Annotated in this window: 19 protein-coding genes; 8 read left to right on the top strand and 11 right to left on the bottom strand. The window is 57.6% G+C overall.

Annotation, left to right across the window (positions count from 1 at the left end; translation table 11 throughout):
• Window positions 1–15: 15 nt before the first annotated feature.
• Window positions 16–1,035 (top strand): DUF5689 domain-containing protein, encoded by a 1,020-nt coding sequence (locus tag NQ559_RS00880; RefSeq protein WP_018695382.1) that lies wholly within the window; start codon window positions 16–18, stop codon window positions 1,033–1,035.
• 73 nt (window positions 1,036–1,108) lie between these two features.
• Here the strand turns inward: NQ559_RS00880 and NQ559_RS00875 are convergent, their stop codons facing one another.
• The 4 genes from NQ559_RS00875 to NQ559_RS00860 form a co-directional block, all read right to left on the bottom strand.
• Window positions 1,109–3,922 (bottom strand): M16 family metallopeptidase, encoded by a 2,814-nt coding sequence (locus NQ559_RS00875; protein ID WP_018695383.1) that lies wholly within the window; start codon window positions 3,920–3,922, stop codon window positions 1,109–1,111.
• Window positions 3,923–3,962: 40 nt separating this feature from the next.
• The gene (locus tag NQ559_RS00870) at window positions 3,963–4,187 is read right to left on the bottom strand and encodes a helix-turn-helix domain-containing protein (RefSeq protein WP_026318279.1); all 225 of its coding nucleotides are present in this window, start codon (window positions 4,185–4,187) and stop codon (window positions 3,963–3,965) included.
• A 56-nt stretch (window positions 4,188–4,243) separates the two neighbouring features.
• Window positions 4,244–4,933 carry a DUF2975 domain-containing protein gene (locus NQ559_RS00865; RefSeq protein WP_018695385.1) on the bottom strand — a complete coding sequence of 230 codons (690 nt, stop codon included), beginning with the start codon at window positions 4,931–4,933 and terminating at the stop codon, window positions 4,244–4,246.
• Between the two features lie 144 nt (window positions 4,934–5,077).
• A complete protein-coding gene (locus NQ559_RS00860; protein ID WP_018695386.1) occupies window positions 5,078–5,689 on the bottom strand; it encodes a hypothetical protein in 612 nt (203 codons plus the stop codon).
• Window positions 5,690–5,777: 88 nt separating this feature from the next.
• Between NQ559_RS00860 and NQ559_RS00855 the strand changes: the two genes are divergently transcribed.
• The 4 genes from NQ559_RS00855 (at window position 5,778) to NQ559_RS00840 (ending at window position 9,034) form a co-directional block, all read left to right on the top strand.
• The gene (locus tag NQ559_RS00855; protein ID WP_018695387.1) at window positions 5,778–6,506 is read left to right on the top strand and encodes an acyl-[acyl-carrier-protein] thioesterase; all 729 of its coding nucleotides are present in this window, start codon (window positions 5,778–5,780) and stop codon (window positions 6,504–6,506) included.
• Window positions 6,507–6,579: 73 nt separating this feature from the next.
• A complete protein-coding gene (locus NQ559_RS00850; protein WP_018695388.1) occupies window positions 6,580–7,116 on the top strand; it encodes a ferritin-like domain-containing protein in 537 nt (178 codons plus the stop codon).
• Between the two features lie 154 nt (window positions 7,117–7,270).
• Entirely contained in the window at window positions 7,271–7,798 is a 528-nt protein-coding gene (locus NQ559_RS00845) for a GNAT family N-acetyltransferase (protein ID WP_018695389.1), read from the top strand.
• 99 nt (window positions 7,799–7,897) lie between these two features.
• Window positions 7,898–9,034, top strand: coding sequence for a glycosyltransferase (locus NQ559_RS00840; RefSeq protein ID WP_018695390.1), 1,137 nt, complete (start codon window positions 7,898–7,900; stop codon window positions 9,032–9,034).
• Between the two features lie 33 nt (window positions 9,035–9,067).
• On the opposite strand, the gene NQ559_RS00835 is transcribed toward NQ559_RS00840, so the two are convergent.
• The 4 genes from NQ559_RS00835 to era all read right to left on the bottom strand — a co-directional run bounded on the left by NQ559_RS00835 (window position 9,068) and on the right by era (window position 14,694).
• Window positions 9,068–10,177, bottom strand: a complete 1,110-nt coding sequence (locus tag NQ559_RS00835; protein ID WP_018695391.1) for a TolB-like 6-bladed beta-propeller domain-containing protein — start codon at window positions 10,175–10,177, stop codon at window positions 9,068–9,070.
• 181 nt (window positions 10,178–10,358) lie between these two features.
• Window positions 10,359–11,747 carry an MFS transporter gene (locus NQ559_RS00830; protein WP_018695392.1) on the bottom strand — a complete coding sequence of 463 codons (1,389 nt, stop codon included), beginning with the start codon at window positions 11,745–11,747 and terminating at the stop codon, window positions 10,359–10,361.
• 22 nt (window positions 11,748–11,769) lie between these two features.
• On the bottom strand, window positions 11,770–13,758 hold the full coding sequence (locus NQ559_RS00825; protein ID WP_018695393.1) for a tetratricopeptide repeat protein: 1,989 nt from the start codon (window positions 13,756–13,758) through the stop codon (window positions 11,770–11,772).
• A gap of 54 nt (window positions 13,759–13,812) precedes the next feature.
• Window positions 13,813–14,694, bottom strand: coding sequence for a GTPase Era (gene era, locus NQ559_RS00820; RefSeq protein ID WP_018695394.1), 882 nt, complete (start codon window positions 14,692–14,694; stop codon window positions 13,813–13,815).
• 375 nt (window positions 14,695–15,069) lie between these two features.
• On the opposite strand from era, the gene NQ559_RS00815 reads away from it, so the two are divergent.
• Window positions 15,070–15,699, top strand: a complete 630-nt coding sequence (locus tag NQ559_RS00815) for a nitroreductase family protein (protein WP_018695395.1) — start codon at window positions 15,070–15,072, stop codon at window positions 15,697–15,699.
• 288 nt (window positions 15,700–15,987) lie between these two features.
• On the opposite strand, the gene NQ559_RS00810 is transcribed toward NQ559_RS00815, so the two are convergent.
• The 3 genes from NQ559_RS00810 to ffh all read right to left on the bottom strand — a co-directional run bounded on the left by NQ559_RS00810 (window position 15,988) and on the right by ffh (window position 22,312).
• Window positions 15,988–17,232 (bottom strand): S41 family peptidase, encoded by a 1,245-nt coding sequence (locus NQ559_RS00810; RefSeq protein WP_018695396.1) that lies wholly within the window; start codon window positions 17,230–17,232, stop codon window positions 15,988–15,990.
• 175 nt (window positions 17,233–17,407) lie between these two features.
• On the bottom strand, window positions 17,408–20,809 hold the full coding sequence (locus tag NQ559_RS00805; protein ID WP_018695397.1) for a DUF5689 domain-containing protein: 3,402 nt from the start codon (window positions 20,807–20,809) through the stop codon (window positions 17,408–17,410).
• Between the two features lie 177 nt (window positions 20,810–20,986).
• The gene (ffh, locus tag NQ559_RS00800) at window positions 20,987–22,312 is read right to left on the bottom strand and encodes a signal recognition particle protein (RefSeq protein WP_018695398.1); all 1,326 of its coding nucleotides are present in this window, start codon (window positions 22,310–22,312) and stop codon (window positions 20,987–20,989) included.
• Window positions 22,313–22,475: 163 nt separating this feature from the next.
• Between ffh and NQ559_RS00795 the strand changes: the two genes are divergently transcribed.
• Both NQ559_RS00795 and NQ559_RS00790 read left to right on the top strand, forming a co-directional pair.
• Window positions 22,476–23,126 carry a hypothetical protein gene (locus NQ559_RS00795; protein WP_018695399.1) on the top strand — a complete coding sequence of 217 codons (651 nt, stop codon included), beginning with the start codon at window positions 22,476–22,478 and terminating at the stop codon, window positions 23,124–23,126.
• Window positions 23,127–23,322: 196 nt separating this feature from the next.
• Window positions 23,323–24,762 (top strand): DUF1080 domain-containing protein, encoded by a 1,440-nt coding sequence (locus NQ559_RS00790; RefSeq protein ID WP_018695400.1) that lies wholly within the window; start codon window positions 23,323–23,325, stop codon window positions 24,760–24,762.
• The last annotated feature ends 2 nt before the right edge of the window (window positions 24,763–24,764 follow it).

The raw sequence follows: 24,764 nt of genomic DNA, 5'->3' as shown, positions 1-24,764 counted from the left end.
TAAAACATGAATGCTATGGATAAATTATTCAAATTGTTACTGGCGGCTGCCGCAGCCCTGTTTTTCACAGGCTGTTACAGCGATTACCTGAATCCGGGGCCGGCCAGGGTCTATACCCGCGCCGATTTCGAGGCGAAGGGACTGGAATACATTTCCGTCGGGGAGCTGAAGGCGCGCTTCCGGGCTGAGAATGCGGGTATGAACGACGGTACCGTGGCGTCGTGGACGGTCGATGAGCCGCTGTTCACCTCGGGCAAGGTCATTTCGACCGACCGCTTCGGCAATGTCTACAAGTCGGTATACCTCTACGACGAGGCCTCCGAGTCGGCCATCGAGCTCAAGCTCAACACGGGCAACTACCTGTTCCATCCCGTCGGGCAGATCGTCTACGTCGACCTCGAAGGGCTCGTGCTGGGGAACTACCGCGGCATGGTCAGCATCGGTACGACCTCCTACAATGCGAGCTATTCGAACGACAATATCGAGAGCAAGATCATGCAGGACGAGCACATCTTTTCGGGCGAACAGCAGCCGATGCTGAAGTCAGATACGCTGGTCGTCACGCGCGACAACTACCTGACTGTGCTGTCGGACGACGACCTCGGGCGCCTGGTTCGTTTCGAAGGGGTCGAGAGCCGCTTCGGTACGGCGCCGTGGGGCTATAAGAACACCTTTCCCAATTATTTCGCCAATTCCATCTCCTACGACGTGAATTCCCCCGGGTGGGAGGATATCGACCAATGGGCTACCTGGGCGACCATGCGTAAGCTCCCCGGTACGAATGCCGACGCGTTTTTCTACGGCTCGGCCTGGTTCACCTACGACGCGCAGGCTGCCGGTACGGGCACCAATGCCGCCCCGGGCAACTATGTGGTGCGCACGAGCGGTTACAGCCAGTTCCGCGACAACAAAATCCCCGTATCCGGTTCGGTCGTTGACCTGACGGCCATCTATACCAAGTTTACCAACGGCTCGGGCAATTATGCGACCTACCAATTGACGCTCAACACCGACAAGGACGTGGTGGTGAAATGATATTGCCCCATCCCTGTTGCAAGCAAAAAGGCAGCCGTGAAAACGGCTGCCTTTCATTTTGTCGGATGGGGGCTTATTTCGCCTCTTCCTTCGCGGGGCGCATGATGACTTTCACGAGGTTGCCGTCGGCGAGCACCTTCTTGGCCATGGCCTGTACGTCGGCGTTGGTCAGCGTCTTGAGCACCTCCTCGTAATCGGCCAGGTAGTCGAGCCCCGAGCCGTATTTGCTGTTGAGGTAGTTCATCCAGCCGGCATTCTGTTCGAGGCTGTTTTTCCAGCTCTTGAGCATGAACTCGCGGTTTTTCTCGATGTCCTCGCTCTTGGGGCCGTTGGCGGCGATCTCTTCGATCTCCTTCATTACGATCTCGCGCAGTTCGTCGGCCATCTCCTCGTTGGTGTCGAACGAAATAGTCATGTCGTAGGTCTCGCTCGGGATGTATTCCGTCGAACCAGACACCTGTACGCCGTACGTGCCGCCCTTCTCCTCGCGGATCGAAACCAGGTAGCGCGAGTTGAGCGCCTGCGTGAGGAATGTCAGCGCAGCCTTGTTCTTGAGCGTGTAGGGCATTTCGCCGGAGAACCTGTAACGTACCGAAACCTTGGGCTGCTGCATCGAAGCCGTGAAATCCTCGGTCACTTCGCCCTTCACGGGAGCGCATTTGTCATCCACGAACGTCATCGGTTTCTTCGAGGTCGGGAGCGATCCGATGTATTTTTCCACGAGCGGCTTGAGCGTTTCGAGGTCGACGTTGCCCACGAACTTGAACACGAAGCTGTTGGCATCCGGATAGAGTTTCTTGTAGATGGCCGGCAGCGCTTCGAAGCTGAACTTGTCGATGATCTCGGTCGACACCATCTGGCGGCGCGGGTTGTTGCCGTATACCACGTCGATGAACTTGTCTTCCATCAGGTAGTCGGGGTTCGACTTGACGTTCTCTAACTGTGCGCGCAGCATCTTCATGAGCGTGTTGTAGTCGTTCTCATCGAAGCGCGGCTGCGTGAAGTTGAGGTAGAGCAGCTGGAACATCGTCTCCAGGTCTTTGGGCGAGCAGAAGCCGTTCATCTCGCTGGCGTAGTTCTCCACCGAAGGCTGTACAGACGCCGATTTGCCCGAAAGCTGCTTTTTGAGGTCGGTGGCCGAGAACTTGCCTACGCCCGACATCGAGTTGAATGCCGGCATCATCTCGCCCATGTAGAACTCCTCGTCCGTGAGGATCGACAGGCCGCCCTTGGCCTGGGCGTACATGCGTACCTCGTCGGCTTTGTAGGTCGTGGGCTTCACGATGACCTTCACGCCGTTGGCCAGCGTCCATTCCGTTGCGCCGTACTCGGCGTTCTGTGCGGTTTTCTTCACGGGCGAACCGTTTAGGGCGGTTCCTTCGGGGATCAGCGGCTCTTTGACCGTGTTGTCCTCATATGCTCCGATCTCGGCCGCGGCGACCTTGTCGCGGATGGCGAGAATCTCCTCGGCCGTCGGGTTTACGACACCCTCCTTTTCAGGCGCCGTGATGACGATCACCTGGTTGTTGGGGTAGATCGCCTGCTGTGCGAATGCGTTGACCGCTTCGACGTTGAGCGCCTTGATCAGCATGCTGTCCAGCTGCCATTCGGTTTCGGCGTCGGGCATGGGCGTATTCTGCTGGTAGTTGTCCAGGTATGTCTGCACGAATTCGGCGTTGCGACGGTCGTTGCGGTTCGTGTACGAACGCTCGGCGCGGCGCATCAGGTCGTTCTGTGCGCGCTCGAACTCACCCTGCGTGAAGCCGTAGCGGCGCACCTTCTCCATCTCCGTGTAGAGGGCTTCGAAACCCTGTGCCAGTTTGCCGTCCTGCGTCATGGCGACGAAGGTCGTGGCCTCGAGCGTCGGGATTACACCGATGCTGCCCGAGTTCATGCCTGCACCCAGGAACGGGGCGTCGGGCTGCATCGAAATCTCCTGCAGGCGGGCATTCTCCATCGTGGTCATGTAAGCCTGTACCACGTCGAGCATCTCACCGTATACCAGGTTGTTGTACTGTTCGGGTACGGCAGGGCGCTTTACGAACACCTGCACGCGGGAACCCTGCATTTCGGGGTCGGTGTAGATGCTGATGATCGGTTCTTCGTTGTCGGGTACCGTGATTACTTCTTTCTGTGCGGCATCTGCGGCGGGGGCCGGAATGTCGCTCATCAGCGTTTTGAGCTTGTTTTCGACGGCATCGACGTCGATGTCACCCACGATCACGACCGCCTGGTAGTCGGGGCGGTACCACGTGTTGTAGAAATCCTCCAGTTCCTTGTGCTGGAAGCCTTTCAGTCCGTCGAGATAGCCGATCAGGTTGCGGTGCTCGTATTTCGTGCCCTTGCCCAGCGCCTGGAGCATCTTCATGGTCGAACGCCACGAAGCGCCGTCGCGGGTGCGGAGCTCCTCCATGATCACGCCGCGCTCCGAGTCGATCTCCTCGGGCTGGAGGGCGATGAAGTGCGACCAGTCGTGCAGGATCAGCAGCGCACTGTCGATGATGCCCTCGCGCGAGGTCGGGACATCCTTCATCATGTACGAAGTCATGTCCCAGCTGGTACCGGCGTTGAGGTTGGCGCCGAACTTCACGCCTATCTTCTCCAGGTATTCGATCATCTGCTTGCCGGGGAGGTTCTTCGTGCCGTTGAAGGCCATGTGCTCGAGGAAGTGGGCGAGGCCCTGCTGCGAGTCGTTCTCCTGGATGGCTCCCACGTCGTGCAGGATGTGGAAATCCGCCTGTCCTTTCGGCTTTTCGTTGTGGCGGATGTAATAGGTCATTCCGTTTTCGAGTTTACCCGTCCGGACATCCTTGTCCGCCGGGATCGGCTCCATCGGGTTGAGCTGGGCCATTGCGCTCGTCATTGCGAAAGCGGCTGCAACCAGCATTGTTAATTTTTTCATAATCGATCGTATTAGGGTTTTTGTGTTATTCTTCTTCAGCGGGCAGGTCGGGGCGGTATTCGATGATGTCCCCCGGCTGGCAGTCGAGCTCGCGACAGATCGCTTCGAGCGTCGAGAACCGGATGGCCTTCGCTTTCCCGTTCTTGAGTATCGAGAGGTTGGCGGGCGTAATATCTACCCGCTCGGCCAGTTCGCCGAGTGACATCTTGCGCTTGGCCATCATGACGTCTATATTGATTATTATAGCCATAATGTCGTCCCCCCCCCTTTAATTGTCTGTATCGTTGCCATGCTATGTTACTTATTTTAGATAGTCAGTTTCTGTTCTTCGCTCAGTTGCGTCCCGAGGGAGAAAACCTCGGCCATGAAGAGGAACAAAATACCGACGATCACATTCCAGTAGCTCAGCGGAAATGTCCCCACGACCTCGAAAGAGGTGCCTTCGAGCAGTCGTGCCGCCTCGGTATTGCTGATGTATTTCATCAGGGCCTCGCTCAGTTCCGCTACGAGGATCAGGATGCCGATGGCGCGCGTACGCAGGATATTGCTGTGGCGCAGCGGCTGTTCGTCGCGGATCGACTTGCGGAGCGAATTGATTATCAGGGCGATCAGTACGAGGATCGTCAGGTATGAGAGGCCGGTTATCACCATCAGCAGGTAGCAGTAGACGTTGTTACCCATCACCTTGAATGCATTGAGCAGCGTATAGGCTTCGTCCACCTGTACGCGCAGGTCTATCCGGCTGATCGTCGGTTCGACGGTGGCGGGCAGCCCCTCGATCACGATCGGCTCGCCGGCCTTGCGCACTACCGGGGCGGAGACGTAATAGGAGCGTATGCCGCCCTGCGGGATCTCGATCTCCAGCGTGTCCTGCGCATCGCGCCATCCGCGCGAGAAATCCGGGACGAAGCTCGCAGCGAAACCTACGATCAGCGCCGCGAAGTAGATGATGTAGATCAGCAGTAAATGTTTGTGCAGTCTTTTTTTGTTCTGCATGTTGTTTGTTTTTGAGTTTCGATAGTGCAAAATTAGTATTTATTTTCGAAAAACAAATAATATTTATCGTTTTTCGATAAAATAATTGGTCGCGGATAAAAAAGGACGGCTCCGGTGCCGTCCTTCGGTTGTCGTGGGGCGTATTTATTCCACGTTGTCTTTCAGCTGTTTCCAGAACGAGGCGTCGATGGCCATTGCGATCGAAGCCGCCAGCACGAGGAGGATGAACATCACGACGAAGGTAATGAACGCGACGTCGATGGCCTCGCAGACGAACAGGAAAATCCCGTACACGATACCCATGATGATGCTGAATACCAGTATGACGAAAAACATCGTCCACTTGCTGCCGTATGTCGCGTCGTTCGACGCCTTGATGGCTTCAATCGGGTTCTTGCCCTTGTCGAGCAGGAAATAGAACGAGAGCGTCCAGGACAGGGACAGCACGATGCCCGGGACGACAAGGAACAGGGTGGCGATATAGATCGGGATCAGCATCAGCCCCCATGTGATGAGGAATTCGCCCATATAGCGGCGGTATTTGCTGTCGAAGATCGAGAGCGGATTGATTACGTTGCCTTTGGCCAGTTCGACGGGTAATAATTTGATGGCGATGGTCGTCCCGATGTTTATGTAGGGGATCCAGATGGTTACCAGCCACAGGATCACTGCCACGACGATCGACGGGGCGTTCTTGACGCCGATTTCGATCGAATCCTTCAGGGTTTCCGCGAAGTCGAGTTTCTTCATTTCCATAACTAACGATTTTAATGAGGGTTAATATTTAACCAAATATACGAAAAATTCTTATCTTTGCTGTCACGCAACGCTAAAAATCAATTACATGGGAGAAAAATCGCATTATAACTACCGTGTCGAACCGCAGGATGTGGACTTTACGCTCCGGGCCACGATCCCGTCGCTGGGCTCGGCGATCCTCAATACGGCGGGCATAGACGCCCACGGCAAGGGTTTCGGGGTCGATGCCCTCAATGCCGACAACCATTCGTGGGTGCTCTCGCGCATGGCCGTGGAATTCGACTGCCAGCCCAGGCAGTATACCGACTATACGATCGCTACGTGGATCAATGAATACGGGCGGGTGCTCTCGACGCGTAATTTCACGCTGACCGACGCCGCGGGCAACGAATTCGGGCGTGCGGTGACGCAGTGGGCGATGATCGACCTCAAGAGCCGTTCGGCGCTCGACCTGTCGTGGGTGGGCGATGCCCATGCCGACGCCATCGTCGATGCCCCTTCGCCGACCGACAAGCCGCGCAAGATCCGCGATGTCGACCCGGCGCAGACGGTCATGCACAAGGTCGTTTACAGCGATATAGATTTCAACCGCCATGTCAATACGATGCGCTATATAGAAATGATGATCGACATGCTGCCTCTGGAGATGCTGATGCAGGAGGCGCCCGTGCGCTTCGATATCCATTTCCTGCGCGAATGCCGTTACGGACAGACGCTTGCCGTCGGTTATGAACAACGCGGCCGTACGGCGCTGTTCGAGATTCGCAACGATGCCGGTACGGCGGCCGTACGTGCCTCTATCGAGTGGAAATAGGCCTGCGGGGAACGTCCTGCCGGCACTTCGTGGAACGGGTTTTGCAGGTAGGGCTGCAAAACCTTTTTTCATTATGGAAACCGCAGTCAAAACACAGAACAAGTATCAGGTGAGCATCGACCTGCTGAACGATGCCGTAGGTAAGGAGATCGCCACATCGCTCCAGTACATGTATTTCCACACCCATTTCGAAGACGACCGCTACCAGTACCTTTCGAAGATCATGCGCGAGATCTCGATCGCCGAGATGCGCCATATCGAGGAGTTCTCCGACCGCATCATGTTCCTGCAGGGCGACGTCGACATGAACGCCTCGTTCCGCACCAAGCAGGTGACCGACGTCAAGGAGATGCTCCGCCTGGCCATGCAGCTGGAGCAGAGCACGATCGACTCCTATAACGAGGCGTCGCGCATCGCCGCCGAACACAAGGACGCCGTGACACACAAGATGTTCCAGGACATTATCGTCGAGGAAGAGGAACACCTCGATACGTTCCGCACCGAATTGCAGCATATGCTCGACTACGGCGAGGAGTACCTGGCACTGCAGTCCGCAGCGGGCAGCAAGCATACCGCCAAGAGTTTCAAGCATACCGACGACGGCGAATAATTTCTCCTTCCGGAAAGTGCCGGGGCCCTGCATGCAGGGCCCCGTTTTTTTAATGCCCGGGCGGTATCCGGGCCGCTCTGCCGACAAAAAAACAGCTGCGGCGGCAGTCCGGGACGATAATTTCGTATCTTTGTGTATTCTGATACTATGAATTATGGAATTGAAACGAATCGCGGACAGCCGCACCCCGGATGCGGAAAAACTTATCGCACTGCATCGGGAAACCTTTCCCGAGTACGAAAGGTTTTGCGATACGCCGCTGATGGCGAACATGATCGATCACGAACGGTCGATGTACTTCAACGCCGTCTACGAAAAGGGCGAACTGGCGGGTTTGTTCGTCTATTGGGACTTGGGGGATAGCTACTACATTCATTTTATTGCCGTCTACCCCGAAAAGCGCAACCACAAGATCGGCCAGCATATCCTGGACTGGGTTGGGGAGCACCTGCACCGGCCCGTATTTCTGGAAGCCGAAATCCCGTATGACGCGATTACGGCACGCAGGCTTTGTTTCTACAAGCGGAACGGGTTTCTGGAATTGGCCGAAAACCCCGGAACCCTCGCGGATCACCGCCGTGGCGGGCATCCCCTGTGGTTCATGGGAACCCGGGCCGTGGAAAACCTCGAAAACCACCTGACCCAAGTAAGGGAGAGGGTGTATTACGCCACCGGGGAATAAATTCGGGCCGAGGAGCCGGAACATGGGTTCCGGGCGATACGTCCCGAATCCTGGGCCGCGTTAGCTCCGTCCCGCTTTTTAATATTAACTTTGCATCCTATGAAGATTGCGATTTTAGGCCCTGCGCACCCGTACCGGGGCGGATTGGCTTCGATCATGGAGATCATGGCCCGCACCTTTCAGCGCCGGGGCAACGAGGTCGACATAAAGACTTTCACGCTGCAATACCCTTCGCTGCTCTTTCCGGGTAAGAGCCAGACCGTATCCACGCCGCCTCCGGCCGACCTTCACATCTGCCGGTGCATCAATACGGTCAACCCCTTCAACTGGGTGCGTATCGGACGCCGGATATGCCGCGAACGTCCAGATTTCGTGCTGATGAAGTACTGGACACCCTTCATGGCGCCCTGTTTCGGCACCATTGCCCGTTTCGCCCGCCGCAACGGCCATACGAAGGTGCTCTGCCAGATCGACAATGTCGAACCCCACGAACACCACCTGACCGACAAACCCTTCAACCGTTATTACCTGAGCGTCGTGGATGGGTTCGTTTACATGTCCGAGCAGGTGCACGGCGAGCTGAAGGCATACAGCAACGCCCCGGCGTTGTTTTCCCCGCATCCGCTTTTCGAGAACTTCGGGGAGCGGGTCACCCGCAACGAGGCTTGCGTCCGTCTGGGCCTGGAGCCGACGGTCGATTACGTGCTTTTCTTCGGGCTGATCCGCGACTACAAAGGGCTCGATTTGCTGCTCGACGCCTGGGCGGAATTGCGCCGCCGGGGACTTACGGCGGGGCGCAGGCTGATCGTTGCCGGAGAGTTCTACACCCCCAAGGAGCGTTACCTGCGGCAGATTGCCGACAACGGCCTGCAGGACGAGGTAATCCTCCACGACCGGTTCATTCCCGACGAACAGGTGAAATATTACTTCTCGGCCGCTGACTTCGTCGTCCAGCCGTATAGAACCGCGACGCAGAGCGGCGTGACACAGATCGCCTACCAGTTCTGCGTGCCGATGGTCGTCACCGATGTCGGCGGTCTTTCGGAGATCGTACCCGACGGTCGCGTAGGGTATGTCTGCGAGCCTACGGTGCAGGGCGTGGCCGATGCTGTCGCCAGGATGTACGACGGGGATACGATCGAACGCTTCCGCCTGAACTGCATCGAGGAGCGCAAACGTTTCTCCTGGGAGGAGATGTGCACGCGCATCGCCGAGTTGTACGAAATGGTACGCTGAAGGATTGCCTTACATAAGGCTTGCCTGCGAAGGTTATTGCAACTCGTATTTCACGAACGGAAACTCGTCCGTGGTCGAGATGACGTATAACGCCTTGCGGGATTCGTCCACGGCAAAATAGCCCCAATTGTCGATTCGGTACCGCCTGACGGGATTGCCGTTCCAATCGAACTGTTCGATGAATGCGTAGTACTTGCCGTGCCGCTGTTCGGCGCCTACTTCCATCGGCGTTCTGCCGCTGTAATACAGGTAGAGGTAATTCTCCCCGGGATAGAGTTTCCAATAATGCGTGGTGTTGGCATCCATCGACATGCCCTCGGCGACTGCATTGCCCGGATTGTCGAACTGCAACGTACGCACATGTCCTTCGAAGTCGGCAATCAGCAGCCTTTTATCGTATTTGTATGCCCATGCAATGCGTTTGTACTTGAAATTGACCCCCAGCGACCCCATGTAACGGGTCGAGTTGCGCCCCGATCTCCCGAACCGCAGGTCGGCGACCGGCCGGACGGTCGAGTCGGCGGGCAGGGTGGGATTGTCGTCGTAACGATAAATTTTCGATCCGAATGTAAAGACCATGTGCCGTTCGTCCTGCGCTGCGAAATCCCGTGTGTAGGAGTATTTGAAATACGGGACAGGGATGCGTGTGGCAAAGGTCTCGATGCGTCCGTCTGAGGTAATGCGTCGCATTTTGCCGTCCTCCTTGATGTTGTCGATCAGCAGGGCCAGGTAACCGGGCGATGCGTAGGGATAGATTTTGGGATAGATGTATTCTTCCGGGCCCCGGCCGAAACGCCCCATGGTCGTATCGAGTTTCATTGTCGGTAGCGAGTAGATGCGCAGCGGCGCGCCGGATTTTTGCAGTGTATTGATTATCAGTAGCGAATCTTTGCATATCGCACACACTTCGCTTATTTGGAAAATATCGTCGGTTTCGATTGTCCGGCCCGTCAGCGCTATTTCCGGGCCGAAAATGTCGCTTTTGAGTCTTTGTTCGCCGGTTGTGAGCGGCGGAAGCGTGTCGGCGACGACGGTTTGCATACCGGCGCCGTTCGTGTCGGCGGCAGGGGCAGGGGCTTTGGTCGTGCGGTTGCCGCATGACGCTGTCAGCAACAGGAGCGGAAGGAGCAGGGGACGCATCATAGAGGTGTTTTTCGGGATTCCGTTACAATGTTAGTGAAAAATCCCGTGAATTCCTACCGTTCCCGCTGTAATCGGTTTTTTCCGGACATTCGCCGCCGGCCTGTCTGCACGGACGAAATTACAAAGGGCTGCCGTGCATCGCACGGCAGCCCTTTCGCTTCATTTATTCGTCGTAGTTTGGCTACTTCTTTATATTGGGCAGTTCGAGCCCGTATTTCTTTTTCCGGTCTTCCGCTTTGAGCCATAGTCCCAGAAGCATCGCGGCAATGCCGCAGCTGGCGAAAATCACCATCGGGAGCGTATAGTTGTAGGCCGTGCCGTCCACATGTCCCGGGTTACTGAATTTGAGGGCGTAGCCGATGACTGCCGGGAAGAGGCAGAGGCCGATGTTCTGGATCCAGAAGATCAGCGAGTAGGCCGAACCCAGGTAGCGGGTCTCCATGATCTTGGGAACCGAGGGCCACAGCGCTGCGGGTACCAGCGAGAACGAGATTCCCAGGATGATGATGGCGCCGTAAGCGATGAGCGTACTCGGATAGGCCGGGAGCACGAAGGCGAAGATCAGGTGGCACACCGTCATCAGGATGGCCCCGAAGATCAGCATCGTGGCGCCCTTGCCCTTGTGGTCGAGGTAGCTGCCCAGCAGCGGCGTGATGGCTGCGGCGCCCATCGGGAACCAGCGGAAGATGTCGGCGGCCGTTTGTGCCGTGACGCCGAGGTTGCTTTCCAGCATGTTCGTGGCGAAGCGCTGGAAGGGGAAGATCGCCGAATAGTAGAGCACGCAGAGTATGGCTACGATCCAGAACACCTTGCTGCTGAATATCTTGCCCAGGTCGCTGATGCGGAATTCCTCTTCGGAACTGTTGTTGCCGCGGGAATCCAGCCCGAGCTGTTTGTCCAGTTTGCGATCCATGAAAGTGAATACCGCGTAGGTGAGCAGTCCGATCAGCAACAGCAGGGTACAGAACGCCACCGGGCGCACGACCGTTGCGGGAGCCATGTTGGCGAGCCACGGCGAGATGGAGAAAACGGCGAAGACACCCACGCGGGCGATGGCCATTTCCAGCCCCATTGCGAGGGCCATTTCCTTGCCTTCGAACCATTTGGCGATGGTCTTCGAAACGGTGATGCCGGCCATCTCCATGCCGCATCCGAATATCATGAACCCGAGCGATGCGAGTTTGGCACTGGCCGGAAACGATACCCACCAGCTGTTGAGCCAAGCCTCGGCGCCTGTGCCGATGAAGGCGTCGCTCACGCCGTAATATTTGATGCAGGCGCCGATAAACATCAGGGATGCCGAGAGCATCCCCGTGAAACGTACGCCCATTTTGTCGAGGATGATACCTGCCAGGATCAGGAATCCGAAGACATTGAAGATGAACTCCGAACTTCCGTACATGCCGAACACGTCGGGCGTCCAGCCGCGCTGTGCCTCGATCATGCTCTGCAGGGGCGACATCATGTCCACGAACATGTAGCCGAAGAACATCGTCAGTGCGATCAGGATGAGCGCCGTCCACCGCACCCAGGCCGAGTCGTTGAGTTTCCGTTGGATAATTTCCGTCATAATTATTTGTTTTTGAGTTAGCTTACTTTTCTAACGGCGCGTATCGTTTCAGCACCTCGTAAGCCTCGACGATACCCAGCTCGCCGGCCTTCGAAATGTCGAGACACCCTTTGCGCGTGTCCTTCATGAATATCTGTATGATGCCGCGGTTGTAATACGCCTCGGCGAAATTGGGGTTCTGTTCGATGGCCTTCGAGTAATCCTCGAACGCTTCGGGCAGGCTTCCCGACAGGGCCTTGAGGTTGGCGCGGTTGTAATAGCTGTACGCCAGGTCGGGGAAGAGCTTGATGGCCTTGTTCAGGTCGGCCACCGCCTCGTCGTAACTGTACGTGCGCTTGCTGTTGTTGTTCAGCCGGTTGGCCGGATCCGAGTCGATCGTGATGCGCTGGTAGGAGTTGTCGATCGACGAGATGAAGTCGATCATCTCGGCGCGCGTCGTCGAGCGGTTCAGGTAGAGGAACGGGTTGCTCGGATTCTGCTCGATGGCCGCTGAGAAGGTATTTACAGCATTGGTATACTGCTTGATGAGCGACTGCGTGACACCCCGTTCGAAGAGCACCGTCCACGATGCCCGATCCGACTTGAGTTCCTCGACGTATTGCTTGTCGAGCATCACGAGCGTGTCGGCCGGGATATTGCTTTCGCGCCACGAAAGCGTGAGGTATTCGTTGTCCACCCGCTTCCTGAAGTCCTCGACGCGCTGTACGTGGTAGCGCTCCACGGTCGGCACGGTGTCGGGACGCATCAGCGTGAACTTGAACAGCGGCAGCAGGCGCATCTCCTCGTGGCCGCCGTTGTGGCCCGTGATGCGGTCGAAGCTGCCGCCCGAGAATTTGCTGTCGAACGACAACAGGCGGTCGAAACGCTGCGTCGTGTCGGCATAGATCGAGTAAGTGCTGTCGCTCAGGCGGGAGCGGTACTCCGAAATCTTCTTCTGGGCCGTGTCGCGGTCTTTCTTCGCGCCCTGCGGGTCGCGCAGCAGCTCGCGCAGGCGGCTGCGGTAAATATAGGCGTTGGCGAAGTCGGGGTAGAGCTTGATGGCCGAGGAGTAGTCCGCGACGGCCTTTTCCAATTCGCCCAGCTGGGCATAAACCCCCGCACGGTTGTAGTAGACCAGCACGTTGTTCGGCGAATAGAGCGCCACCTTGTCGTAGTCGTCCAGCGCACGGTTGTAGTCGCCGATCTGCGTGCGCAGCATGGCTCGGTTGAAGTAGGTCAGCGAATTGGTCGAGTCGAGCTGGATCACCTTGTCGAAATCCGCGAGGGCCAGCATCGGACGGTTGGTGTCCGAGTAGACCAGTGCGCGGTTGAAATACGAAAGCAGGTAGGCCGAATCGCATTCGATGGCCTTGTTGAAATCGGCTTCGGCTTCCGCAAAGCGTTTCTGCTCCATGTAGAGCCCGCCGCGGCGGTTGTACCCGCTGGGGTTCTCGCGGTTCGTGCGGATGGCGGTGTTGAAATTGTCGTAGGCGCGTACCGTATCCTTCAGGTGCAGGTAGCTCAGGCCCCGGCAGATGAAGGCGTCGGCGACTTTGTTCTCCTGGCGGATGAACTTGTCGAAATCGTCGATGGCCTCCTTGAACTGCTGGTTCAGCAGCCGTGTCACGCCGCGGCTGTAATAGGGACCCGGCAGATCCGGGCGCAGGTCGATCGCCTCGCGGAAGTCCTGCAGGGCGTCATCGTAATTACCCAGCCGCGAACGCGTGATCGCACGGTAGGTATAGGCTTGTGTGTATACGGGGTTGAGCCGGATGGCGGTCGAGAAATCGGCCTCGGCGCCCAGCAGGTCGTCGAGGTTGTATTTTGCGATGCCGCGCAGGAAATAGCCTTCGAAGGCATCCTCGTCGAACCGCAGCAGGGTGTTGAGCGTCCGGATGGCCTCCTGGTAATCGTTGTTCATCATGCACGAACGTCCCACCCAGAAGAAATATTCCCGGTTGTACTGCGCATACGATTTCATCCCGCACATCAGCGCGATGCCCAGGACGATCCCGAAGATGTATTTTTTCAATTTCCGACTCACTTGTCCCATTAACGTCCTTTTCGGGCGGTTTATTATTCCGGTTTATTCCGATTCGTACCCGAAACGGCGCAGTTGGCGTTCGTTGTTGCGCCAGTCGTCGTTCACTTTAACGAACAGTTGCAGGAAAACCTTCTTGCCGAGGAACTGCTCCATGTCCTCGCGCGCGGCCTGCCCGACCCGTTTGAGTTTCTCGCCCTTATGCCCGATCAGGATGCCTTTCTGCGAGTCGCGGGCGACATAGATCGTTGCGGCGATGCGGTCGATCGCCGGCTCCTCCTTGTAGCTTTCGATCTCGATTTCGCAGCAGTAGGGGATCTCCTTGTCATAGAACCTGAGGATTTTCTCGCGGATGATTTCCGAGGCGAAAAACCGCAGCGTCTTGTCCGTGAGCGTATCCTTCGGATAGAAGGCCGGGCCTTCGGGCAGCAGGTCGAGGATGGTTTTGAACAACCCTTCGATGTTGAAATTCTCCTTGGCCGATGCCGGTACGATGCGAGCCTCGGGCAACTCCCCCTGCCATTTGTCGACCAGTGCCTCGAGTGCCTCGGGCGTCGTGAGGTCGATCTTGTTGATGACCACGATGGCCGGGACGCCGCTCTGGCGGATGCGGTCGATGATTCCGGCCGAGCGTTCCCCCCGCTCCACGGTGTCGGTGACATAGAGTATGACGTCGGCGTCGGCTACGGCGCCCGTCACGAATTTCATCATCGACTCCTGTAATTTGTAGCTGGGTTTCAGAATGCCCGGCGTATCGGAATAGACGATCTGGAAATCCTCGCCCGAGACGATGCCCATGATCCGGTGGCGCGTTGTCTGCGCCTTCGACGTGATGATCGACAACTTTTCGCCGACCAATGCGTTCATGAGTGTCGATTTGCCGACGTTGGGATTCCCGATGATATTTACAAAACCCGATTTGTGCATAGTTAAAGCGAGCCTGGCGTATGTGCGTCTGTAATTTCCCGTCGGCTTCTGTCAATATGGAATACGCCGGACTCACATTATGCCGTCTCAAGCGACGGCATCCCGTATTGACAATCCCGCTACATCTTCCCTTTCCGGCACCGCCCGCCGTTTCCGCTGTCGTACCCGGCGTCGCGCAAGCGCGTCTCCCCGGTCGGCGATGCGGTAGAAAAAGGGCGGCTTAATGTAGACACCGGACAAAGGTAGCGATAAAAATAGACCCCTGCAAACGCCCGGGCGATTAATTTACCCGCCGATACGGTCGTTTCGCCGGCGTGCGGCGCTTTTTGCGATTTTTCTTTTATATTTGTCGGGACACGATATAACGGAAAAATTATGAACAGGTCGAAAATCCTCTTTTTCTGCGCCGGTGCCGTGCTGGCCGCGTTGCTGGTGTGGTGGCTGTCGGCCGGGGAGCGCACCCCGGCCGGGGAGTCCGGCAAGCTGAGCCCCCTCGATGTGATTATGACCCGGACGAGCATCCGGGCCTACCGGGATTGCCCGGTCGGCGCCGATACGGTCGAACTGCTGCTGCGGGCTGCGATGGCCGCGCCCTCGGCTGTGAACCGCCAGCCGTGGGCTTTCGTCGTCGTAGACGACCGGGAACTGCTGCGCGAGCTCTCCGGGGCGCTGCCTTTTGCGAAGATGGCCGCCCATGCACCCCTGGCCGTGGTCGTCTGCGGCGACTTGTCGCGCAATCCGGGGGCTTCCGGCGACTGGTGGGTGATGGATGCTTCGGCGGCCTCGGAAAACCTGCTCCTTGCGGCCCATGCCCTGGGTTTGGGAGCCGTATGGACTGGGGTTTATCCCCGCGACGAACGGGTAGAGGCCGTGCGGCGCGTGCTGGGGCTTCCCGCCGATGTCGTCCCGCTGAACCTGATTCCGGTGGGCTATCCTGCGGACAATCCGGCACCCAAGCAGAAGTGGAATCCGGCCAACGTCCGGTATAACGGCTGGGCGGAGTAGCTCCCTCCCGGATGATACGGGGCACCCCGGCCCGCAGGGCTCGGGGGCTTTCCTGTCGTATATTGTCCGTGCGCCGTGCGGTGGGGGGCTATGCCTTCGTATCGGGGGACGGGGCCTCTGCGCCGGGAGTGCGATGCCCCTTCCCGGATTGTGTGCCGGGGACTTTTCGTCGTATATTGTTTCGTGTGCCGCGCAGTAGGGGGCGATGCCGCTGTCCCGGGAGTGCGTGGCCTCCGCGCCGGGTTGCGGGCCGGGAGCCGGGATGTTATCCTCACCAAATTGCGCTGCCTACTGTGCCTTGATCCATTCGTACACCGGGTCGATGCCTTTCGTGAAATCCGCAAAACTCATTTCGATCCTTACGTCGGGTGTGATCGTGTCGGTCTCTTCGTCCGTACGCCGGAAATATTTGGTCGAATAGGCGACCGTCAGCTTCGATCCCGGGAGCTGAAAACTCCGTACCTCGCCGAAGTGGTTGGGCTTGCCGGCGGTCTGCTCGCCGACTACGACCGCATCGGTCAGGTGCTTGAAATCCATCGTATTCAGGATGGCCGAGGAGAATGTGCTTCGCCCGATGACGACATAGGTTTTTATGCCGGGATGCTGTTTCAGGAACCCGGCCAGCCTTTCGATGAATGCCGTCCCCTGTGCCGAATTCCCCCCGCCGTTGTTCCTCATGTCGAAAATGATCTTCCCGACGGGGTTGCCCTGCAATATGCCGAACGCCTTTTGGCCGAACTCCGTGAACGACGGCAGCGACGCGGCTTTCTCGCGGCTCTTGAACTCCGCCTCGCTTTCACGCCCCCAGCAGGAGTTGTAGAGGATATAGTATATTTTTTCCTCGGGGAAATAGCGATCCGTGAAAAGCACGTTCCTTTCCGCGATCGCAAAGGGCAGGGAATCGGGCTGGAAGGCGGCCCGACCCGCCCGCTGCGGATCGGACGGTTTGAGCGTATAGGTCTTGTCCCCGTCCAGCGTGAGTTCCGCCTGCCCGTTGTGTGCGAACCCGAAATATTCCAGGAGCTGTAACGACGGGAACAATTGGGGAATCATGGATTTTACCATTGCTTCGTTGTCGACCGTGAACAGGGTGCTCAGGCTGTCGATTACGGTTTCGACCGGTGCCTTGCCGACCGCTGTGAGCCGGTGCCCCAGCAACTCTTTGTTTTCGTCGGTCGTCTGTATGACGTACAACCCGTCGGAGACCCAAAGCAATCCGATCGGCAGTATCTGCTGCCGGTTTATCAGCTGTTGGAAATACAGCATGGTATGCGAATCGCCCAGTTTGGCGATCAGCTGCTGGGTTTTGAGCGCCGTAGCAAAATCTCCGGCCTCCCCGGCCGAAGCCTTGATCGCGCCGATTGCGGTCTCGAACTGCGCTTTGTCGTATTTCGCAAAGAGGTTGCAATGTTTCGCGGGCAGTTCGCTGGCCAGGTAATCCAGGTCGGCGGCCCAGTCGATGCCGCTCCCGCCCTGGGAGAAGGCGGCCGGGATCGAAGCGATTCCCAGCAACAGCAGGAATAATTTTTTCATGTGGTTTCTCGGGTTGGGTTTATCGGTACAATTTAGCGATTATTTTTCAATTCCATGCTGTAAACCGCCCTTAAATCTTCAGCCCCCCCCCGGCCTCGGCCCCTCTTTGAAACGGAAAATCCCCGCGGGTTGCTGCCCGCAGGGATTTTCTTACAAACGGATGGATTGTGCCGTGTTACTCGACTTTGAAGCCTGCAACGTCCTCCATGCTGGTGGGGTAGATCTGATGCGTCCCGTTGAATATCTGCATCACACCCTTCAGGTCGGCCGTCTTTTGGGCGATCTGTTCGTCGGCATAAACCGCATACTTGGTAATTCGTGCCGCAATGGTTTTGCCGGTTTCTCCTGTAAAGTTGGTCGTCGTGGTCTTGCCTGCGACCACCCAGGTGGTCGCCGATGTTGCCGGGGTGAGGTTCTTCACTTTGACATACTGGCCCAGATAGTCCCCGCACTGTGCATCCGTGATCTCCGGAACCTTTATCGTCGCTTTTTCCTGTGTGGCGAAAACCGTTGCCATCTTCAGCTGCGGCAGCCCGTTGTAAAGGTCGTAGGTCGCATATTTGAGGCTGACAATCACCTTCGTACCCACGGGCAGGTCTTTCTCGGTGTAGTCGTTGCCCTTGATGATGATGCCCGTGTTGGCTTCGCCGGTGTTGTCCACCAGCGAGAGAAGCTGGTGCAGGGCACCTCCTTCGTTGTTGGCTGCGATATAACCCTTCACGGCGACCAGTTCGCCCAGCGCATCGCCCGCATTCATCGTGGCGAGCTTGGCGTTGAGTTCCTTGACCGTGATGGCCTGGCTCTCGTCGGGCATGGTCTCCTGCTCTGCGAATTCGATCGACGTGGTCAGCGTATTGAGGTATTTGGTATCCGTCCCCGAAACACCGACAGTGTAGCCCGTGATGATGACCTTGCGGCCGATGAAGCCGGCGATGTTGAGGTCGCTGTTGGGGTAGGCGATCGAACCGACTACGTTCGTACCCTCCACGGCGACATTATAGTGCCACTGGTAGATATTGTCCTGGTACGAGGTGAGGTCTCCTTCGTATTTTACATACCGGATCGTCGGGTTGTTGACATAGGCGTCGAACTGCGCTGCCCCGAAATCCGTCGGGGTGGGCTGTGTATAGCTTCCCGAGCCGTTCTTGGTGAGTTCCGACGTTTCGCCGAACTGCTTCATGCCGCCGTATTCCGACGTTGCGCCTTCGACGGTGACTTTGTCGCCGACGGTCATGCCGTGGTTCTTCTTGAATACGAGGATCGTACCCGTGGCGTCCTTTACGAGGAAGCCCTTCGAGTGGGTGCCGATCACCTGGCCTTCGACTTTGTAGACATCGTCAATGGGGCCGGCCAGTACCTGGGCGATCGTCGAAAGCGGTGTCTCCTCTTCCTTACCGAACTCGATCGCCTGCCCGCCGTTGCCCGGGATCAGCAATACGTCGTCGATACGGTTTACGCTGCCCATCTTGGCCTCGAACTTGATGTAGAGCGTGCTGGTGCCTGCCGGCAGGGTGAAGTCTGCCGTTGCGAGACGCCACTCACCCGGTTCGTCCGCTACGCTGCCGAAATCGTAGTCGAGCGCCTGCGACCAGAGCTGCCCGTCGGAAGAAAGGCGCACCACGAAGTCGGACTTGATGAACGTGTTGGTGGCGCCCTGTGCATAGCGCTGTGCGCCGAACGAGAGCTTGAGGTTCTGCGACGTTACCGCGATCTTCTGGATCGTGAAATAGGTGGGAACGGACGAGAAGAAGATGTTGTTCTTGCCCGAACCGTCGTAGAGCGAAAGCGAACCTTTCGACGACTGGTTCGTACGTACGGACATGCTGCTGTAGTCGTAGGTCACAGCGGCGATACCCGAACCCTTGTGGTTGATCCAGCCCTCGAACTGGTCGAGGTACGGCCATCCCGAACTCGTGTCGAAAGACTGCGAGGAAAGTTCTTTGTCGAAGGTGCTGTAGAAGATCGCCCCGTCGGGAACTTCCTCTTCGAATTCGCCCTCGTCCCTGACCTCCACGGGGATGGTATACATATAGGTCTTGTACGAGCCGAAGAGCCAGCCGGTGATGGTCACGTTGTGGCTGTTGTACTTCTCCTTGAAATCGTCGCTCATGTAATCCAGGCTGCCCTGTACCGAAGTGCCGTCGATCTCGACGTTGACGTAGCTGCCCGATACGAGTACAGTACCCTTGTAGGTCACGTATTTCACCTCGGGGTTTTTCATGTAGGCTTCGATTTCCGTTGCCGAGAATGCCGCAGGCTGCGGCTGGGTGATATCCTGATGGCCGGTCTTGGTGAAACTGCAGCCCTTTCCGAACTGCAGCAGACCGTTGCGCGACTCGGTTTTGCCCGACACGGTGACCACGTCGCCGACGGCCAGGTCGTGGGCTTCGCCCTTGAATGCGTAGATGCGTGCACCGTCCTGCTGGAAGAGTACTCCCTGCTCGTTGGCGGCGATGACGCTCACGCCCTCGACTTCGAATGCCGAGCCGGCGCCGGCTTCGAGCACTTCGGCCAGCGTAGCCTTGTTGCCCTGTACCGTGAAACGAGCTTCGGCAAGCTGGATGTCATCACCGTTGCAGGGCAGGATTTGCAGTGTGCCGTTGTAGATGCCCGCGATACCTGCGATGGAACCGCTCTTGTCGGTCGGGATGGCATCCTGTGCATAGGATGCGGTTTGCAGGGTGCGGATTTTGTAGGACTTTCCGTCCTTGGTCTCCATGGAAACATTGCCCTTGTTCGAGTCGCTGTTCCAGGTGCCCGATTCCGACGCTTCGGGCTGCGTGTTTTCGATCTTTACGTATTGCGATTCGTATTCCGCGATTTTGTCTGCGGTGACGGCGATCGGGGCCAGCGGTTCGGTCTGCCCTACGAGCATGGGCTCGTTGTGGGTCGAAACCTGCAGCAGACCGCTGAAGAGTTGTGCCGATGCGTCGCTGAGCGATACTTCGACGATGTCGCCGCGCTCGAAGGTGTTGTTAGACTGGCTGATCGAGAGCGCGAGGCCGGCACCGGCATCCTGCGTATCGTCGGCAAGGATTACGATGAAGGGCTGCTGATTTCCCCCCCCCTTGTCCGAGACTACGATACCGCACAGCGTCATGGCTCTGATCGCGTCCGTCAGTTCTTTTCCATCGGCAGTGGGGTTGGTTGCCATGATGAGCCTGCGGAGTTCCGCAACATTCGTATTCGTTTCACCTTCCTTGATCTGCCTTACGGAGCACGTGCCCGTGTCGGTGGCGCCCATGTAACCGGTGGCCGTTACGGTGATGGTACCCGTACGCGAAGTGGCGTTCGCGGGGACGGTTACGGCTACTGTTGCCGAACCTTTGCCGCTGGTTTGCGACAGCTCGATCCATGCGTCGGCTTTGATCTGCCAGTTGAGCTTTCCGTTAAGCTCGATTTCGAGGTTTTTCGTCTGGGTTTCCGTGCAATCGAACGTCAACGATTGGGTAACCTCGATTTCAGGGATCAGCTTGTCGTCCTTCGTGTCGTCGTCCGAACAGGCTGCCAGTGTTACTCCCAGCGCGAGGGTGAGCGCCGCGCAGAGTAATCTTTTCCAAAATGATAATTGCATCATGTGGGTGTGATTAAATTAGAAAAAGTGAGATTTGAAGTATTGCGTGTACTAAGGTAATAATTTTTAACTGTTTTGCTATGAAAAAGTGATGAAAAATTCGTATCGGGCCCTAAAAACTACCGCATAAAAAATCCCCCATTCCGAATGAGGGATTGTGGTTTACTTGCAATCTGTTGGTTATCGGCGTCTTCCGGGCATGTTCGGGATCTTCATGTTGCCGCCGGCTACGGCCTTCATCATCTTGCGGGTATCCTCGAACTGCTTCATCAGGCGGTTCACGTCGGCCATCGTCGTACCGCTGCCCTTGGCGATGCGTTCGCGGCGGCGTGCGTTGATGATTTCGGGATGCTCGCGCTCGGCCGGGGTCATCGACGAGACGATCGCCTCGGTTTGCTTGAACACGTCGTCCGGGATGTCCACGTTCTTGAGCATCTTGCCTACGCCGGGAAGCATTCCCGCGAGGTCTTTCAGGTTGCCCATCTTTTTGATCTGCTGGATCTGCCCGATGAAATCGTTGAAGTTGAACTGGTTCTTGACCAGTTTTTTCTTCAGGCGGCGTGCCTCCTCTTCGTCGAACTGCTCCTGCGCACGCTCCACCAGCGATACGACGTCGCCCATGCCGAGGATACGGTCGGCCATACGTTCGGGGTGGAACACCTGCAGGGCGTCCATCTTCTCGCCGCTCGAAATGAATTTCAGCGGTTTGCTGACCACCGAGCGGATCGAGATCGCGGCGCCGCCGCGGGTGTCGCCGTCGAGCTTGGTGAGTACCACGCCGTCGAAGTCGAGCCGGTCGTTGAACTCCTTGGCCGTGTTCACGGCGTCCTGGCCCGTCATGGCGTCCACTACGAAGAGTATCTCCGAAGGCTTCACGGCCGCCTTGATGGCCGTGATCTCCTGCATCATCGCCTCGTCCACGGCCAGACGGCCCGCCGTATCGACGATTACGACGTTGAACGAGTTTTGGCGGGCGTATTTGATGGCGTTCTCGGCGATCTGCACCGGGTTTTTGTTCCCCTCCTCGGTGTAGACTTCCACGCCGACCTGCCCGCCGAGCACCTTCAGCTGGTCGATGGCCGCGGGACGGTATACGTCGCCTGCCACCAGCAGTACCTGGCGGCCTTTCTTGCTTTTGATGAATGCCGCGAGCTTGCCCGAGAAGGTGGTCTTACCCGAGCCTTGCAGACCCGCGATCAGGATCACGGCCGGGTTGCCCTCCAGCCTGATGTCTGTGGCCGTGCCGCCCATCAGTTCGGCCAGCTCGTCGCGTACGATCTTGGTCATCATCTGCCCGGGCTTCACCGCCTTGAGCACGTCTTGTCCCAGCGCCTTCTGCTTCACCTGGTCGGTGAACGATTTTGCGACCTTGTAGTTGACGTCGGCGTCGATCAGTGCACGGCGGATCTCCTTGAGCGTTTCCGCTACGTTGATCTCGGTGATGCGCCCCTCGCCCTTGAGGATTTTGAATGACCGTTCGAGTTTATCCGTTAAATTTTCAAACATGGCTCAGCGAAATTTTGCCCACAAAGATAACGAATAATTCACAAAGAGCAAGGGTTGCGGCTATTTTCAGGGCGCATGGCCGTATGCCCTGCATTTTCCTGCAATAATGTTTGGACGGCGGCCTTATTCTGTTACCTTTGCGGGCAGAAGCAACCTGTAAATTATGAAGAAACCAGTTTTTGCGGCACTCCTCGCGCTTCTGTATTGCGTCAGCGGGGCAGCCCAGAATACGAACCAGTGGCGCACCCCCAAGGGGTTGCCGTCCGGCAATGAGATCGGGGTGCGGTACAGCGCACAGCTTTTCATGGGGGACGGCCGTGGCCCGGAATTCGAGGCGATCAGCATCGACTACGCCCGGTACAACTATTATAATATAGGTTTCCGCACGGGGCTGAACCTGTTTTTCGACGACGAAGTCTGCGACTATTATTCGATCCCGATGCAATTCACCTGGCGCACGGAACGTATCCGGGGGCTGGTTTTCCCGGGCGACGGCGAGGCCGGGTCGTGGGTCGCCGCGGCATTGCTTTCAATCATTCCCAAGCAGTTCGAAGCGCATACGGGTTTTACGCCGGGCATGATGCTGGGCCCGCTCAGCCGCGAGCCCTACTCCGGAAATTTCCTCGTCAAGCACCGTTTCAGCTGTACCTATGACCTCGGGGTGCGGCTTATCATCCCCATCTGGCGGTTCAACCTCTACGGCGATTTCACCTACCATTGTTACCTGACCGACAATTTCGGGTTTGCCTACGGAGATTACCGTCCGGGGCGTTCCTACATGGAGCTGGGCGTTGGCCTGTCGTTCAATTTCTGAGCCTATTTGCTGCCGGGATTCCCGAAATTCATGCTGTCCGAAATAAAACGGTGTGCGTCATTCCGTACTTTTCCAACAAAGTGTGTATTTTTGCATGGGCATATTTGATAGCAAGCAACGACTGAGATAAGTTTGACGTACACATAGGCCGGGCGGCCTGTCCGAACCGGAACCGCATTATTACAAAATCCAAGCTATGAGCAACCTCTTTTGCCATTTGAACCCTGTCCCGCGTATCGGGACTACGATTGCCGCGGCACTCTTGTCCCTTGCCGCGTTCACCGCCTGCGAAAACAACGGCGCTGCCCGGCCGCTCGACCGGTGGCACGACGGGGAACGCGAGATCCGCACCCCGTCCCCAGCCGTAACGGCGGGCCGGACGCTCCTGGCAGCAGGCGACTACGGCAACTTCCGCCTTACGGGGGAAGCCCTCACGCAGCCCGGTGCCCAGGCGGCGCTGCTCTTCCACACCGACGGCGAGTCGGGCTACGAGGTGGTTTTCCGCAACGGAGCCATCGACGGGACGCGCAAGAGCGGTTCGCTCGCCTCCGTGCGCAACCTTTACCGCTCGCTGGCCGAGGACGGCGAGTGGTTCGGCTTCGAGGTTTCTGTGCGCGGCCGTAACATCGTCGTCCGCATCGACACTACCGAAGTGGTCTGCTATACGGAACCCGAACATCCCTACCGCACCGAAGGACATGCCCGGCAATTGCTGGGGCACGGCGCGATCGCGCTGCGCGGCGTGCAGGGCGAAGTCGCGTTCCGCAACCTTGCAATCGAGCGCCTCGGCGCACAGGCGCGCAACGAGGCCGACACACTGCCGCCCGTGGACGAACGCACCGACGGCGTGATCCGCTTCCAGCAGCGCGATTTTCCCGTCATCGACTACCACGTACACCTGAAGGGCGGCCTGACCAAGGAACAGGCGCACGCCATGTCGATGAACTACGGTATCAATTACGGTGTGGCGCCCAATGCCGGGGAAGGCGGTATCGGCCGCATGCTGGCCGACGACGGAGAAGTCTATGCCTATTTCGATGAAGTGAGGCGGATGCCTTTCCTGCGTGGCGTACAGGGCGAGGGCCGCAAGTGGACGGCGACCTTTTCGCAGAAGGCCCTCGGTGTATTCGACTACCTGTTCACGGATGCCATGACCATCATCGACCACAAGGGACGCAATTCGCGCATCTACCGGCCCGAGGAGGTGCACTACGACGGCGTGACGAAAGAACAGTATATGGATCATCTGGTCGACCAGACGGTGAAGATACTCACCAACGAGCCGGCCGACATCTACGCCAACCCGACCTACCTGCCCGACGACATGCAGGCCGATTACGACAGGTATTGGACTGACGCGCGCGTCGACCGCGTACTGGATGTGCTGGAGCGCTATGGCATCGCCCTGGAGATCAACGCCCGCTATCGTATCCCGAGCTTCGACATCATCCGCCGGGCCAAGCAGCGCGGAATAAAGTTCACGTTCGGCACCAACAACGTCGACGCCGACTTCGGACGTCTGGAGTACTCGCTCGAGGCGGTGGAGAAATGCGGACTCACGGCCGGTGACATCTGGTTCCCCTCGATGAGCGTACGCCGCGAGCGTCCCGTCGTCCTTTATAACAAATTCGAGTAACG

This window comes from Alistipes onderdonkii (assembly GCF_025145285.1).
Classification (GTDB): domain Bacteria; phylum Bacteroidota; class Bacteroidia; order Bacteroidales; family Rikenellaceae; genus Alistipes; species Alistipes onderdonkii.
This window is presented reverse-complemented; position numbering and strand designations above follow the sequence as displayed.

Bases quoted from the DNA above. Each gene is read 5' to 3' on its own strand.
- NQ559_RS00880 (WP_018695382.1), top strand. From the start codon at position 16: ATGGATAAATTATTCAAATTGTTACTGGCGGCTGCCGCAGCCCTGTTT.
- NQ559_RS00875 (WP_018695383.1), bottom strand. From the start codon at position 3,922: ATGCTGGTTGCAGCCGCTTTCGCAATGACGAGCGCAATGGCCCAGCTC.
- NQ559_RS00870 (WP_026318279.1), bottom strand. From the start codon at position 4,187: ATGGCTATAATAATCAATATAGACGTCATGATGGCCAAGCGCAAGATG.
- NQ559_RS00865 (WP_018695385.1), bottom strand. From the start codon at position 4,933: ATGCAGAACAAAAAAAGACTGCACAAACATTTACTGCTGATCTACATC.
- NQ559_RS00860 (WP_018695386.1), bottom strand. From the start codon at position 5,689: ATGGAAATGAAGAAACTCGACTTCGCGGAAACCCTGAAGGATTCGATC.
- NQ559_RS00855 (WP_018695387.1), top strand. From the start codon at position 5,778: ATGGGAGAAAAATCGCATTATAACTACCGTGTCGAACCGCAGGATGTG.
- NQ559_RS00850 (WP_018695388.1), top strand. From the start codon at position 6,580: ATGGAAACCGCAGTCAAAACACAGAACAAGTATCAGGTGAGCATCGAC.
- NQ559_RS00845 (WP_018695389.1), top strand. From the start codon at position 7,271: ATGGAATTGAAACGAATCGCGGACAGCCGCACCCCGGATGCGGAAAAA.
- NQ559_RS00840 (WP_018695390.1), top strand. From the start codon at position 7,898: ATGAAGATTGCGATTTTAGGCCCTGCGCACCCGTACCGGGGCGGATTG.
- NQ559_RS00835 (WP_018695391.1), bottom strand. From the start codon at position 10,177: ATGATGCGTCCCCTGCTCCTTCCGCTCCTGTTGCTGACAGCGTCATGC.
- NQ559_RS00830 (WP_018695392.1), bottom strand. From the start codon at position 11,747: ATGACGGAAATTATCCAACGGAAACTCAACGACTCGGCCTGGGTGCGG.
- era (WP_018695394.1), bottom strand. From the start codon at position 14,694: ATGCACAAATCGGGTTTTGTAAATATCATCGGGAATCCCAACGTCGGC.
- NQ559_RS00815 (WP_018695395.1), top strand. From the start codon at position 15,070: ATGAACAGGTCGAAAATCCTCTTTTTCTGCGCCGGTGCCGTGCTGGCC.
- NQ559_RS00810 (WP_018695396.1), bottom strand. From the start codon at position 17,232: ATGAAAAAATTATTCCTGCTGTTGCTGGGAATCGCTTCGATCCCGGCC.
- NQ559_RS00805 (WP_018695397.1), bottom strand. From the start codon at position 20,809: ATGATGCAATTATCATTTTGGAAAAGATTACTCTGCGCGGCGCTCACC.
- ffh (WP_018695398.1), bottom strand. From the start codon at position 22,312: ATGTTTGAAAATTTAACGGATAAACTCGAACGGTCATTCAAAATCCTC.
- NQ559_RS00795 (WP_018695399.1), top strand. From the start codon at position 22,476: ATGAAGAAACCAGTTTTTGCGGCACTCCTCGCGCTTCTGTATTGCGTC.
- NQ559_RS00790 (WP_018695400.1), top strand. From the start codon at position 23,323: ATGAGCAACCTCTTTTGCCATTTGAACCCTGTCCCGCGTATCGGGACT.